This window comes from Endozoicomonas acroporae (genome assembly GCF_002864045.1).
Classification (GTDB): domain Bacteria; phylum Pseudomonadota; class Gammaproteobacteria; order Pseudomonadales; family Endozoicomonadaceae; genus Endozoicomonas; species Endozoicomonas acroporae.
This window is the reverse complement of the sequence record NZ_PJPV01000083.1, coordinates 17,912-29,148: the sequence shown is the minus strand read 5'-3', so window position 1 is coordinate 29,148 and position 11,237 is coordinate 17,912. Positions and strand designations below refer to the sequence as shown.

The window sequence follows — 11,237 nt, the reverse complement described above, 5'->3', positions numbered from 1 at the left end:
ATGACGTTGATAGGTTGGGTGTGTAAGTGCTGTGAGGCATTGAGCTAACCAATACTAATGACTCGTGCGGCTTGACCATATAACGCCAAAGCGATTTGCGAATCAGTTGACGGTGGTCAGTGACCAGTTGTCAGTTGGAGCCATACGCAAGAGGGTACAGCAAGAAAGCTTAAATACTGGATTCCAGAGCAAGGACAGCTTATAGCCTACAGCTTAAAGCTTCCGGCTCAAAAGCTTAGCCTGGCGACCATAGAAGGTTAGAACCACCTGATCCCATCCCGAACTCAGCAGTGAAATGACCGATCGCCGATGGTAGTGTGGGGTCTCCCCATGTGAGAGTAGGTCATCGCCAGGCACCATTATTTACCTTGAGTACGTTCAAGGCTGAAAATCCCGATAAAGCAATTTATCGGGATTTTTTTGTTGGCAAGCATGCAGCCAGGTTGTTGTTTAGTAACGAAGGAGTAGGGCAAGAGGTCAGATACTACTGTTTCCAAGGGCTGGCAGATCCGCAGGTTCATGAATCAAACCAAAAGACGATGCGCTCTGCTTTACTCTTTTGTAGCTGGGCCAGGTCCTGAAAATAACCTTCACCCAGAGCCTCTCTGACAGTACGATTAACAAACTCTTCGGGAACATGAGCCGCTTCAATGTTTCTGTCTCGCAAAGGCTTGTCATAGTTATAGGAAGTCAGTTCCTCAACGGATAACCAGGAATGACTGTGTCCATCCGACTCCCAATCAGATCTGGCCTTGACGGAGGGACTGACATCGTTTGGCAGGCCCCGGGGTTGGTCAATCGGATAAGGGGTCACCCTCCGGCCAGTCCATATGCCCCCATTGCCCCAACTGACGAACTGGCCAACATAGTCGTTTCTGAAACGAACACCGGCAAAAAGTGAAAAAACATCATAATCGCGATCGCTGAAAGGTTTATAGTCAGGGATTTCTTCCCATTGCCCAACATTATTTCTGAACTCAGCGTATGCATGTATGTCTGTACCCATAACTATTCAACCTCTGTGGTGATTTACCTCAGTTTTTCATAGTCAGCCGTCGTGTTAAGACGGTTGATACAATGACTTCTCTCCCATCATCTGGCTCATGGACCGGTATGGGAATATACAGGATGGCTAGGTGTAAGCTTTTACAGACACACCTGCGCATACTGATAATAATGTTTTCTGATAATTGGCCGTTGGCTGTTTTTCCGTCATTCAGACTTTCTGAACAAAAAAAAGTTTCAGACCATAGGCCTGATGAGCCAGATCGGTATTTTTCGAGAACAAAACGCAAAAGCTCTCAAGTTTCTTTAAGACCATGCATTACAAACCTGTACTATACGTCATTGGACTATTATTGATGACGCTGGCGGCACTGATGTGTATCCCGCTGTTTACCAATATTTTTTTTAATACGCCTGCTCACTACCTGGCTTTCACACTGTCGCCACTGCTGACTTTTGTCGTGGGTGGTATCTTATGCTGGTCGTGCAAAACAGAAGTCTTTGGATTCCGGTCCAGGGAGGTTTTCCTGCTGACCAACTCAAGCTGGATATTGGTCAGTGTGTTTGGTGCGCTGCCGTTTATTTTTGAAACAGAAATCAGTTTTACCGATGCATTCTTTGAAACCATGTCAGGCATTACCACCACGGGCTCTACGGTGCTGGTCGGTCTGGATAATATGAATCCGGGTATTTTGATGTGGCGCTCAGTACTTCAATGGTTGGGGGGGATTGGCTTTATTGTCATGGCGGTTGCGGTTCTGCCTTTTCTTAAGGTGGGTGGTATGCGTCTGTTTCAGAGTGAGTCTTCCGACTGGTCGGAAAAAGTAATGCCCCGATCCGGTGTGATTGCCAAGCGGATCGTTCAGATATACCTGGGGTTGAGCGCATTGTGTGCCATGGTCTATTACATGGGAGGAATGACGGCTTTTGAAGCCATCAACCACGCCATGGCAACGCTCTCAACCGGCGGTTTCTCCACCTCGGATGCATCAATGGCGCATTTTGACAACCCTGCCATCCACTGGACTGGCACCATCTTTATGTTGGTGGGCAGTCTTCCCTTTGTTCTGTTGGTAAGATTTCTGTCGGGTAATGCCGAGCCGTTATGGAAAGATTGTCAGGTTCGGGGCTTTCTTAAACTGATTGGGGTTCTCTGGGTCACCATGACAGCCTGGTTAGTGTTGAATTCTGACTACGGCGTTTTTGCTGCACTGACTCTGGTTGCCTTCAATACGACATCTGTCATAAGTACCACTGGCTTTGCCCTTACCGACTACTCAATGTGGGGAGGCTTTGCCGGAGCTTCATTTTTCTTCCTGAGTTTTATTGGCGGTTGTTCAGGCTCTACCACTGGCGGTGTAAAGATCTTTCGCTTCCAGCTGGGGCTGAGGCTACTTAATGTGCAGCTGAAGCTGTTGAGCCACCCCCGGGCCTGCTTCAGCATGAAATACAATGGTCAGCCACTGACCTCTGATATTATTCGCTCATTTGTCGGGTTTACTTTTTTCTTTCTGATGCTGACAGGCATCATCACACTGCTGCTCAGTTTGATGGGGCTGGACTTTATTACCAGCCTGACAGGAGCGGTCACGGCCGTTGCCAACGTTGGGCCGGGGCTTGGAGACATTATTGGTCCTTCCGGTAACTTTGCACCGCTGCCTGATATGGCCAAGTGGGTACTGGCAGCGGGCATGCTGATGGGACGATTGGAGGTCATTACCGTTCTGGTGATGTTTACGTCGGCGTATTGGCGACGATGAGACGCTATCTTTTCGCAAGCGTGATAAAAAGTTTACATAGCAGGCAGTTGAAAAAAACAATACGACCTTTATATTACATGTAATGTTTGTTACATGTAATGGATTGCCGGATCACCTAACGGGTCGGGCAACCCACTGATACAGAGAGTTCATTCATGGCCTTGCGGAAAAACGCTGCATATTATCAGCGACAGTTTCGCTCCAGGATGAGAGAGCAGGGGCTGGTGAAAAAAGAAATCTGGATTTTGCCAGAAAACGCCAGCCTGCTGCGGGACATTGAGCAGCAACTACGGCAAATCGATTCCTATCAACCACCAGGACCTACCATCATGACCCAGTCATCAAGTGTTTGGACGATTCAAAGCTTATACGAAGCGTTGGCTAATGACCCACTGAGTACCAGTGGTAATGCGGTGTTGAACCTGGTGGATGGGACGGAGCCCTGCCTGGAAATCAGTATGGTTGAGTTTGGTGATCTGCCTATCTACCTGACGGTTTCCGGGGAGCAGATTATTGCCGATGCGGTGCTCTGGCCTTTTTCACTGGTCAAGGACCCGGTTGCGTTAAACGATGAGGTTTTGCGTACTCACAAATTATTTCCGCTGTCGACGATCAGTCTGGATCGCTTTCCGGATGGCAATGAGTACTACACCATTTTTGGTGCACTGAGTTCATCGTCTTCACTGCAGAATATCGTGCAGGAAATAGAAACGCTGGCAGCCAATGCCATCAAGGCCACAGAAGCCTATGGGAATCACCTGACTTCTGAGTCAGTGGCTTAATACCATCAAGCATTAAAAACAGGTAAATACCATGAGCATTTGGAGTAAAGTGATGACGGCCCTGAAAGGGGCGACCAACGAAGTCGGTGAAGCGATTGCAGACAGCAATGCTTTGCGTATTCTGGATCAGGAAATTCGTGAGGCGAGTGATCAGCTGCAGCAGTCCAAGACTCAATTGGCTGGCATCATGGCCAAGCAAAAACTCTCCTCACAAAAGTGTGCTGAGTTGAAGGAAAAAGTGGCTGAGTATGAAGGCTACGCCATAAAAGCCCTGGATCAGGGCGATGAATCGCTGGCTACAGACGTTGCCAGTAAGATTGCCGAGTATGAGGCGCAGCTTAATTCAGAACTGGAAATGGAAAAGAGCTTTGCGGGCAGCATCGTCAGCCTGAAAAAGGCCATTACGGATGCAGAAGCCAACCTTCGTCGTCTTAAGCAGCAGGTTGATACGGTTAAAGCGACGGAGTCCGTACAAAAAGCACAGGCTGCCTGTGCCGCCAAACACAGCGGTGTTAACTCAAAAATGGCGACGGCAACGGATTCTCTGGAACGAATCAAACAACGGCAGGCAGAGAGGGCTGCCCAGATGGAAGCGGCCAGTGAACTTTCCGGTGATACTGCTGAGAATGATCTGCAGGCCAAACTCAAAGCGGCGGGTATCACCAGGGGTGATGCTGATGCCTCCAGCGTATTGGAACGTCTGAAGGCTCGTCAGGGTTAGTCATGATGGGGGCGAGGTAAATGCTGTCCCGATGCCGAGAAGAATGAACGCTGAGCCTGTCATCCATTTGCCCCACTGCATGCGTTGCTTGCAGTGGAGTATTTGTTTGCCAACACTGCCAGCAAACAGCCCAACAGCGGCATCAATCGGAAAGGCTACCAGCACAAACGTCAGGCCGAGCATTAAGATATCAATGTGAGCCGAGGGGCTTGACGGATCAATGAATTGTGGAAAAAAAGCCAGAAAAAAAAGAATGACTTTCGGATTCAGCACATCTGTAATCACACCCTGATAAAAAATCTTTTTCAGGGCGGCGTTGGAAATACACTGTTCATTGCTATTCTCACCTTTCGAAAAAAAGAGCGTTCGGATTCCCAGATAACAAAGATAAGCCGCCCCGGCATATTTAATCAGCGAAAAGCCCATGGTGGATGAGGCTATCAGGGCAGACAGTCCGAGAGATGCAATGATAGTATGGATAAGTACACCGGTATGAACACCCAGTGCAGAAATGAATCCGGCCATGGCTCCCTGGGAAAGCCCGCGGGTGGTGATATACAGTAAATCCGGCCCCGGAGCCAGGGCAAGGATCAGGGTCGCTATCAGAAATAGCGCCAGTGATGACTCAGACATAACGCGTTCTCTTTCTATTCGTAGCCATCTGTCAGGGGTTTAAGAGTATAGTCCCGATTTCTCTATCAAGCGTTTCAATGGGTGGTTTGTTTTTATGATCTTTGACTGGTTTAAACGTAAGAAAGAAGACGAAAGCAAGAGCGTTTCTTTACCATCGCCGCTTAATTTGCGGTTGGGAAGTGCGGTTGAATTGGATTTGTTACCTTTCCAGATGATCCGTGAACAGTTGGGATTCACCTTGCCAGAAGGGATTCAGACGATTGAGGCAGCAGGCTTCATTGATTTAGGGGCCGGCGCTTCGCTGTGCCGCTTTTATACGTCGGATGATGGCTTTATTCAGATATCAACAAGTGGCGGTTATGAAACGCAGAACATTGATGACATAAAATTCTTTGTCTTTGCACAAACCCATAATATTGCCAGTGAGAGCGGTGCGAGCCTTTGGGTCAGTGATTCCGGTTTGATTGGTGATAAGCGCTTTGAGCTGAATGAAACAGATTACCGCCGGGTCTGGGATGAGGCAGTTTCCGGTCGGATTGAACCGGTCAATTTCGTGGAAACGGTTCACAGTCGTGATGAGTCGGTAACGGCTTATGATGTAGACCACCTGGCCATGCTCTATCAGCGACAAATCAGTAGCAGTGAGCGTTATGAATATCTCCTGGCGTCCCTTGAGTTCAGCGGTGAGGATGAAGCTACAGCTGTCGTAAGTTTAGGGTTTGATCTTGATATTTCAGCCATGACGATCACTTGACCAATACGGCATGAATGAATTTCCGGTCTGGCAAGGGTATCCTTGTCAGTCAGTTCCAATAATGTTCAGGATGTAACAATATGATCGCCATTACCGACTATTTGGCCGGAGTTCCGCTTTTTCTTGCCTATTTTGCCGTTGCGCTGGTATTAACGGGGATTTATGTCCTGGTTTACACATGGTGTACTCCCCATGAAGAGATGAAATTGATCAGGGCGGATGTGCCGGCTGCTGCCATTGCTTTTGCTGGCAGTTTAATCGGCTTTGTTCTGCCCCTGGCCAGTGTCATTGAAAACTCAATTGACCTGGTGGATATGGCGCTCTGGGGCGGTGTTGCCCTGATTGTTCAGTTGGCTACATTTTTTGGACTAAGACTGTTTATTCCGCAAATCTCAGAGCATATTGCAGACAATAAGCTGGCTTCTGGTATCTGGCTGGGGGGAGTATCAATCGCAGCCGGTTTATTGAACGCTGCCTGTTTGACCTATTAGTACCGGAGTTAAGGGAATAATGAAGCGTTCAAAGAAGTTGCAGCTTGCCATTATGGGAACCGCTCCGTTTGTGCTCAGTGGCTGCACAGATTCCGCCAGAGAAGCGCTGGTTTATAAAGACGTAGCCAGTTGCATCAGTGATGGCGTGATATCCGATTCGGTTTGCCGGTATGAATACAACAAGGCCTGGCAGAACCATCTAATGATGGCACCCAAATACAATGCCGCCTCAGACTGCCAGCAGGACTTCGGCACGACATGCCAGCAACTGGCTTCCGGAGAGTATATTCCAACCATGGAAGGCTTTATGCTTGCCGCAGAGCCTGGCTCGAGCAGAAGCTCTTTTACGGTTATTCCTCTCTATCTTGGTAGTGGTGGTTTTTTCCGGACGGGTAACTACGATAGGGTTGGCAGCAGTTATCAGCAGGGAAAGGTCATCGTCGATAAAAAAGCAACGGCCAAGCCTTCTTTGACCAAGCCTTCAATAAAAAGTACTACTATGAAGCGTGGTGGTTTTGGCAGCCGTTCTGCCGCAAGAGGAAGTTGGGGGGGATAATGCTGCGTATTACCTCTGCGCCAAGAAAAGATTGGATCAGACTGGCGGAGTCCCTTGGGTTTAAGTTCCACACCATTGGTGGGGAAGCCTATTGGAATGAGACTGCTTATTATCAGTTCACCATGAATCAGGTCGAGCAGGATATAGAAGATCCTACCGCAGAGATCCACCAGATGTGTCTGCATCTGGTGGATAAAGCTGTGAATTCAGAACACTTGATGGAGCGTCTGCGAATTCCCCGGTTTTTCTGGGACTATGTACGTGATTCCTGGTTGAGAAGGGATTCCCATCTGTATGGACGAATGGATTTCTCATACGATGGTCAATCACCTGCCAAGTTCTATGAATATAATGCAGACACGCCCACGTCATTATATGAATCCGCTTTTTTTCAGTGGCTCTGGCTGGAGCAGATGGTGGAAGAGAAGAAGCTTCCGCCAGACATCGATCAGTTCAATATCATTCAGGAAATGCTGATTGAAGCATTGGTACTACTGAAAAAGCAGAAGATGGCCGGTGAGCCACTTTACTTCTCTTGCAGCCAAGACTCCGAAGAAGACTATGGAACGGTTGAATACTTCCGTGACTGTGCTGTTCAGGCAGGACTCGGTACACAGTTTATTTACACTGAGAACATCGGTATCAGTCCGGAGGGCCAGTTTACCGACCTGGAAGATAGAACCATTCCCGGAATGTTTAAACTCTACCCTTGGGAGTTTATGTTTGAAGAAGCGTTCGGGAGCTACCTTCCGGGCAGCGATACCTTATTTTTTGAACCTCCGTGGAAGGCCATTCTGTCAAATAAGGCCATCCTTCCCCTTCTGTGGCAGGAATTTAAAGGACACCCTAATCTTTTACCCTGCTATTTCGAGGAGGAAAAACCGGGAGATGACCTGGGAAGTCATTACGTTAAGAAACCGGTTTTTTCCAGAGAAGGTGCAAACATCGCAGTGATGGACGATGGTAAGACGACGGTGACTGTTGATGGGCCCTATGTCGATAGTGGCTATGTTCTACAGAAATATCAGCCTCTGCCGGTATTTGCCGGAAACCATACGCTGATTGGCAGCTGGGTTATTGCTGATCGTCCTGCAGGTATCGGTATAAGGGAAGATAGCTCGGTGATAACCCGGGACAGCTCAAGGTTTGTGCCGCATGTGATCAGGGAGTAGTTAAAAGACCCTGACTTCATAACGGAGCAGGGCCTTTGGTGTCAATTAAAAGTGGATGGATGCGGCAACGTAAGCTTGGCAAGAGTCGTTTACTTTAAGTTTGGTATCCTCAAGCCCCTGCCCCTGGAAATGGTTAGAAATGCCGTTAGTCAGGTATTTTACGCCAGCTTCCAGATCGATATTATCAATCTGATAAATTACGCCTGCCTGGGCACCGTAGGCAAAGCCCCATTTCTTTTTAAAACTGTCTTCAACTGACTTGCCGCCTGAAGTAAAAGACCCACTGGCTTTTGTTTCTGTGGCACCAAGGGTTAAACCAATAAACGGCTGAACATCCCAATCAGGCATAAACAGATAATCGGCAGAAACCAGAAGGTTAAGCTGCTTAATGTCGTGAACTTTAAAATCGACACCGTTAGAGATCCATTGAGCGTCTTTCGGCTTAAGATAACCAGCAGTGAAATAGACTCTGGCCTCGTCATCCATAAAGCCGCCAAGACGAAGCCCGAAAAAGCCAGTATTGTCACTGTCATCAACCGATGAGCCGGAACCGTCAAGCTTTACTTTGGTCTTGGCATAGCCTCCTTCAAGGCCAACAAAAATATCATTATCCGACCAGCCATCATCCCACCCGGTAGCCAGGGCAAATGAAGAAACAGCAGAAACCGCAAGCGCGGTTAATAGTGACGTTATCTTTTTCATGGTTATTCCATATCAAATGTGTGTACAAGAAATTACGAACTTTATCTATGTGCAATAGATCAGGCTCGAAATAAGGAATCGTTGCTAAAGTAGTTTAATTTCTGAGTAAATAAGATAGGACACCTTAAAGTTTGAACTCAGAGTAACTATTAAAAACAGCGTTTCGTTATTAATCAGTGAGTTTATATAGAACACAAATTTGGTTTTTGCCATTTTCATTTAGTGTACTAAGGTACAATTTTTATTAAAAGTGGTTGGTTCTAAAGCATAAACACGGTGAGTTTGAATTAAGAGGCAGGTAAAATTTCTTTTTTGAATTTGATTGTTAAGGTGGATTTTTTGAATATATTTAAATGTTGATAATATCACTTAAACATTTGTGCAATCATATTGTTGTTCAAATAATGTAGAAATTAATATTTGTTTTAATGTTTTTTTAAAATTTCCAGACTAGCATTGATTACGGTTGTTCTGGTTTGTTTCATTATGACTTTTGTTGTGATAATAATAAAAAAGCCACAGAAAAGTGGCTGATATTCATAACTTTGCCTGGATAACAATTGAGCACTATTTAATATGCTTGTCAGCTTCTTTAAAGAAGAGTGCCATATCATTCCATGGCGTTGTCTTTCTGAGAATACGTCTGCAAGTTACGATCGTTTCAAAATAGGGGGTCTGTTTCTTCAGCTCAACCCAGCCGCTGATACCACTGTTTTTCATGATACAACTCGAATTAACTGAATAGAATTAACTGAATAAATTCAGTGATGGGATAACGATGATTTCAGTATATGTCGGTAAAATTATTATAAAAATCAATAATACTTTGTGAGCCTATCAAGTATTCTTATGCCTTGATTCTGTTGATGGAATAGGCTGTACATTAAATGCATATTACGCTTCGTCAGTTGGAAATATTTCGGGCGGTGGCTCAGTACGGAAGGGTGACTGGTGCAGCTGAGAGTTTGCATATTTCCCAACCGGCGGCCAGCATGGCGTTATCGGAACTGGAAAAACACCTGGGACCACTGTTTGACCGTAATCAGGGTGCAGGTTTGAAGATGAATGATTCCGGTCGTGCCCTGCTGCCAAAGGCATCCGAATTGATTGATCGCGCAAAGGAGCTGGAAAACCAGTTTGCCGAGGATGGATCCTATGAGTCGGGTTCTCTGGTTTTGAATGCCAGCTCCACCATAGGCAATAACCTGTTGCCCAAAATGCTTGCCCGATTCCGGGAAAGTTATCCCGGTATCAGAATTGATCTGGAAATTGATAATACCCGCGTCATTGAGCAGCGGCTGCTGGATTTCAACACAGATCTTGCGGTCGTCGAGGGTGTCTGCCTGCATCCGGATATCGAGGTAACCACATGGCTGGAAGATGAGCTGGTGGTTATTTGCAGCCCGGATCATCCATTGGCCAATAAGGGCAATATTCCACTCTCTTCACTGGCCAATGAGTTGTGGGTATTAAGAGAACCGGGCTCGGGTACCCGGGAACTGTTCGATGAGATGATTGCTACTCAGCTGCCGTCGCCTAAGGTTGCCATGGTGCTGAACCGTTCAGAAGCGGTGAAACAGGCGGTCAGTGACGGTGTTGGTATCGCCTGTATTTCAAGTCTGGCGGCAAAGTCCACTCTGGATACCGGGCATATGGCAACGATTGGGGTGACAGGGCTGAACCTGAAGCGTCATTTTTATCTATTGACCCATAAGAGAAAGTACAAAAGTACAGTTTTTACTCAGCTGTGCCAATTCATCCTTGCAAGCAAGCCCTTTGCAAACGTTTGATTTTTATACACAGGGCATTTGATTTCTCAGACGCTGCTTTTACCGGCTAAATGTCAGGGCATATTCCCCTTTCCCTTATACGGCGCGTGCTGACCGGCTGTTCTACCGAATTCTATGTTTTATGACTTTGTGAAATATTAATTGCCAGGTATGGTTTCGGTTGAATATAGGTACTATTACCCATATACTGCGGCCGCTGGGATGTCAGAAATCATCAATCAAATAACAGGTGCTGACATAATCCAACAAAATATTACGCGGTGTGCATGCAATAATCTTTTGCTCCCCCTTTTCCTGATGAAAGCGGGGAAAGATAACTGAGCAGTAGTTAACGGAAGTATGTCAGAAGCAAAAGCCTGGAAGCAGCAGATAGCAATGGGTCGTGATGACTGGTCTGGATTTGCCAGACGCAAGTCCGGTCGTTCTGATCATCGTCAATACATGTGGCTCCAACAGCCACCAGTGCATCGTGTTATTGTCGCCCAGTTGGTGGTATCTGCGGTGCTGGCTCTGGCACTGTTTCCTCTGGGAATCACTTTTACATTGTCTTCGTTTCTGGGAGGACTCTGTTGCTCACTGCCCAATGCGTATTTTGTATGGCGAGCGTTCCGCTATCGTGGCGCACGCTCGGCAAAACTGATTGTCAGCTCATTTTACCGTGGAGAAGCTGGCAAACTGGTACTGACCACAGCGGGTTTTATTCTGGTGTTTACCCTGGTTAAACCGCTGGAACCCCTGGCACTGTTTGGAACGTTTATCATGGTTCAGGCAGTCAGCTGGTTTGCTCCATTGCTGGTGGTTCGTCGGCAGAAGCCAGTCAAGTAATGGTTGGTAGACAACGCCCCGCCCATGGCGGTTGATTGCTGAAAAG

12 protein-coding genes and 2 rRNA genes are annotated in these 11,237 nt (G+C 47.0%); 11 read left to right on the top strand and 3 right to left on the bottom strand.

All coding sequences use genetic code 11. The features are described 5' to 3' along the window. Together CX664_RS14675 and rrf are read left to right on the top strand one after the other, a co-directional pair. Window positions 1-79 (top strand): 23S ribosomal RNA (locus tag CX664_RS14675); the annotation flags it as partial. Window positions 80-239: 160 nt separating this feature from the next. After that, a 5S ribosomal RNA gene (gene rrf / locus CX664_RS14670) occupies window positions 240-355 on the top strand. 162 nt (window positions 356-517) lie between these two features. On the opposite strand, the gene CX664_RS14665 is transcribed toward rrf, so the two are convergent. After that, window positions 518-1,006 carry a hypothetical protein gene (locus CX664_RS14665; RefSeq protein ID WP_101747457.1) on the bottom strand — a complete coding sequence of 163 codons (489 nt, stop codon included), beginning with the start codon at window positions 1,004-1,006 and terminating at the stop codon, window positions 518-520. 355 nt (window positions 1,007-1,361) lie between these two features. On the opposite strand from CX664_RS14665, the gene CX664_RS14660 reads away from it, so the two are divergent. From CX664_RS14660 to CX664_RS14650, 3 genes are all read left to right on the top strand, one after another. Then, window positions 1,362-2,765: a TrkH family potassium uptake protein gene (locus CX664_RS14660; RefSeq protein ID WP_276328492.1), complete on the top strand. Its 1,404-nt coding sequence runs from the start codon at window positions 1,362-1,364 to the stop codon at window positions 2,763-2,765. Between the two features lie 155 nt (window positions 2,766-2,920). Then, window positions 2,921-3,547, top strand: a complete 627-nt coding sequence (locus tag CX664_RS14655; protein WP_101747455.1) for a YjfI family protein — start codon at window positions 2,921-2,923, stop codon at window positions 3,545-3,547. A 31-nt stretch (window positions 3,548-3,578) separates the two neighbouring features. Next, window positions 3,579-4,268: a PspA/IM30 family protein gene (locus tag CX664_RS14650; protein ID WP_101747454.1), complete on the top strand. Its 690-nt coding sequence runs from the start codon at window positions 3,579-3,581 to the stop codon at window positions 4,266-4,268. On the opposite strand, the gene CX664_RS14645 is transcribed toward CX664_RS14650, so the two are convergent. After that, a complete protein-coding gene (locus tag CX664_RS14645) occupies window positions 4,269-4,901 on the bottom strand; it encodes a LysE family translocator (RefSeq protein WP_101747453.1) in 633 nt (210 codons plus the stop codon). A gap of 94 nt (window positions 4,902-4,995) precedes the next feature. Here CX664_RS14645 and CX664_RS14640 point away from each other — a divergent pair, with 94 nt between their 5' ends. The 4 genes from CX664_RS14640 (at window position 4,996) to CX664_RS14625 (ending at window position 7,874) form a co-directional block, all read left to right on the top strand. Further along, window positions 4,996-5,655, top strand: a complete 660-nt coding sequence (locus CX664_RS14640; protein ID WP_101747452.1) for a DUF2491 family protein — start codon at window positions 4,996-4,998, stop codon at window positions 5,653-5,655. Window positions 5,656-5,735: 80 nt separating this feature from the next. Then, a complete protein-coding gene (locus CX664_RS14635; protein WP_101747451.1) occupies window positions 5,736-6,146 on the top strand; it encodes a DUF350 domain-containing protein in 411 nt (136 codons plus the stop codon). Between the two features lie 19 nt (window positions 6,147-6,165). Next, window positions 6,166-6,702, top strand: coding sequence for a DUF1190 domain-containing protein (locus CX664_RS14630; protein ID WP_101747450.1), 537 nt, complete (start codon window positions 6,166-6,168; stop codon window positions 6,700-6,702). Further along, complete coding sequence (locus tag CX664_RS14625) at window positions 6,702-7,874, top strand: glutathionylspermidine synthase family protein (RefSeq protein WP_101747449.1); 1,173 nt, start codon at window positions 6,702-6,704, stop codon at window positions 7,872-7,874. The genes CX664_RS14630 and CX664_RS14625 overlap by 1 nt, the downstream gene beginning before the upstream one ends. Before the next feature lie 45 nt (window positions 7,875-7,919). Here CX664_RS14625 and CX664_RS14620 read toward each other — a convergent pair whose 3' ends face one another. After that, window positions 7,920-8,576, bottom strand: coding sequence for an outer membrane beta-barrel protein (locus CX664_RS14620; RefSeq protein WP_101747448.1), 657 nt, complete (start codon window positions 8,574-8,576; stop codon window positions 7,920-7,922). Between the two features lie 887 nt (window positions 8,577-9,463). Here CX664_RS14620 and CX664_RS14615 point away from each other — a divergent pair. Continuing rightward, window positions 9,464-10,366, top strand: coding sequence for a LysR substrate-binding domain-containing protein (locus tag CX664_RS14615; protein WP_101747447.1), 903 nt, complete (start codon window positions 9,464-9,466; stop codon window positions 10,364-10,366). Between the two features lie 339 nt (window positions 10,367-10,705). After that, window positions 10,706-11,191 (top strand): F0F1 ATP synthase subunit I, encoded by a 486-nt coding sequence (locus CX664_RS14610; RefSeq protein WP_219622204.1) that lies wholly within the window; start codon window positions 10,706-10,708, stop codon window positions 11,189-11,191. Window positions 11,192-11,237 lie beyond the last annotated feature (46 nt).

Excerpts from the sequence above, each read along its gene's own strand:
- CX664_RS14635 (WP_101747451.1), top strand. The coding sequence starts at position 5,736 with ATGATCGCCATTACCGACTATTTGGCCGGAGTTCCGCTTTTTCTTGCC.
- CX664_RS14625 (WP_101747449.1), top strand. The coding sequence starts at position 6,702 with ATGCTGCGTATTACCTCTGCGCCAAGAAAAGATTGGATCAGACTGGCG.
- CX664_RS14620 (WP_101747448.1), bottom strand. The coding sequence starts at position 8,576 with ATGAAAAAGATAACGTCACTATTAACCGCGCTTGCGGTTTCTGCTGTT.
- CX664_RS14645 (WP_101747453.1), bottom strand. The coding sequence starts at position 4,901 with ATGTCTGAGTCATCACTGGCGCTATTTCTGATAGCGACCCTGATCCTT.
- CX664_RS14655 (WP_101747455.1), top strand. The coding sequence starts at position 2,921 with ATGGCCTTGCGGAAAAACGCTGCATATTATCAGCGACAGTTTCGCTCC.
- CX664_RS14610 (WP_219622204.1), top strand. The coding sequence starts at position 10,706 with ATGTCAGAAGCAAAAGCCTGGAAGCAGCAGATAGCAATGGGTCGTGAT.
- CX664_RS14650 (WP_101747454.1), top strand. The coding sequence starts at position 3,579 with ATGAGCATTTGGAGTAAAGTGATGACGGCCCTGAAAGGGGCGACCAAC.
- CX664_RS14615 (WP_101747447.1), top strand. The coding sequence starts at position 9,464 with ATGCATATTACGCTTCGTCAGTTGGAAATATTTCGGGCGGTGGCTCAG.
- CX664_RS14630 (WP_101747450.1), top strand. The coding sequence starts at position 6,166 with ATGAAGCGTTCAAAGAAGTTGCAGCTTGCCATTATGGGAACCGCTCCG.
- CX664_RS14665 (WP_101747457.1), bottom strand. The coding sequence starts at position 1,006 with ATGGGTACAGACATACATGCATACGCTGAGTTCAGAAATAATGTTGGG.
- CX664_RS14660 (WP_276328492.1), top strand. The coding sequence starts at position 1,362 with ATGACGCTGGCGGCACTGATGTGTATCCCGCTGTTTACCAATATTTTT.
- CX664_RS14640 (WP_101747452.1), top strand. The coding sequence starts at position 4,996 with ATGATCTTTGACTGGTTTAAACGTAAGAAAGAAGACGAAAGCAAGAGC.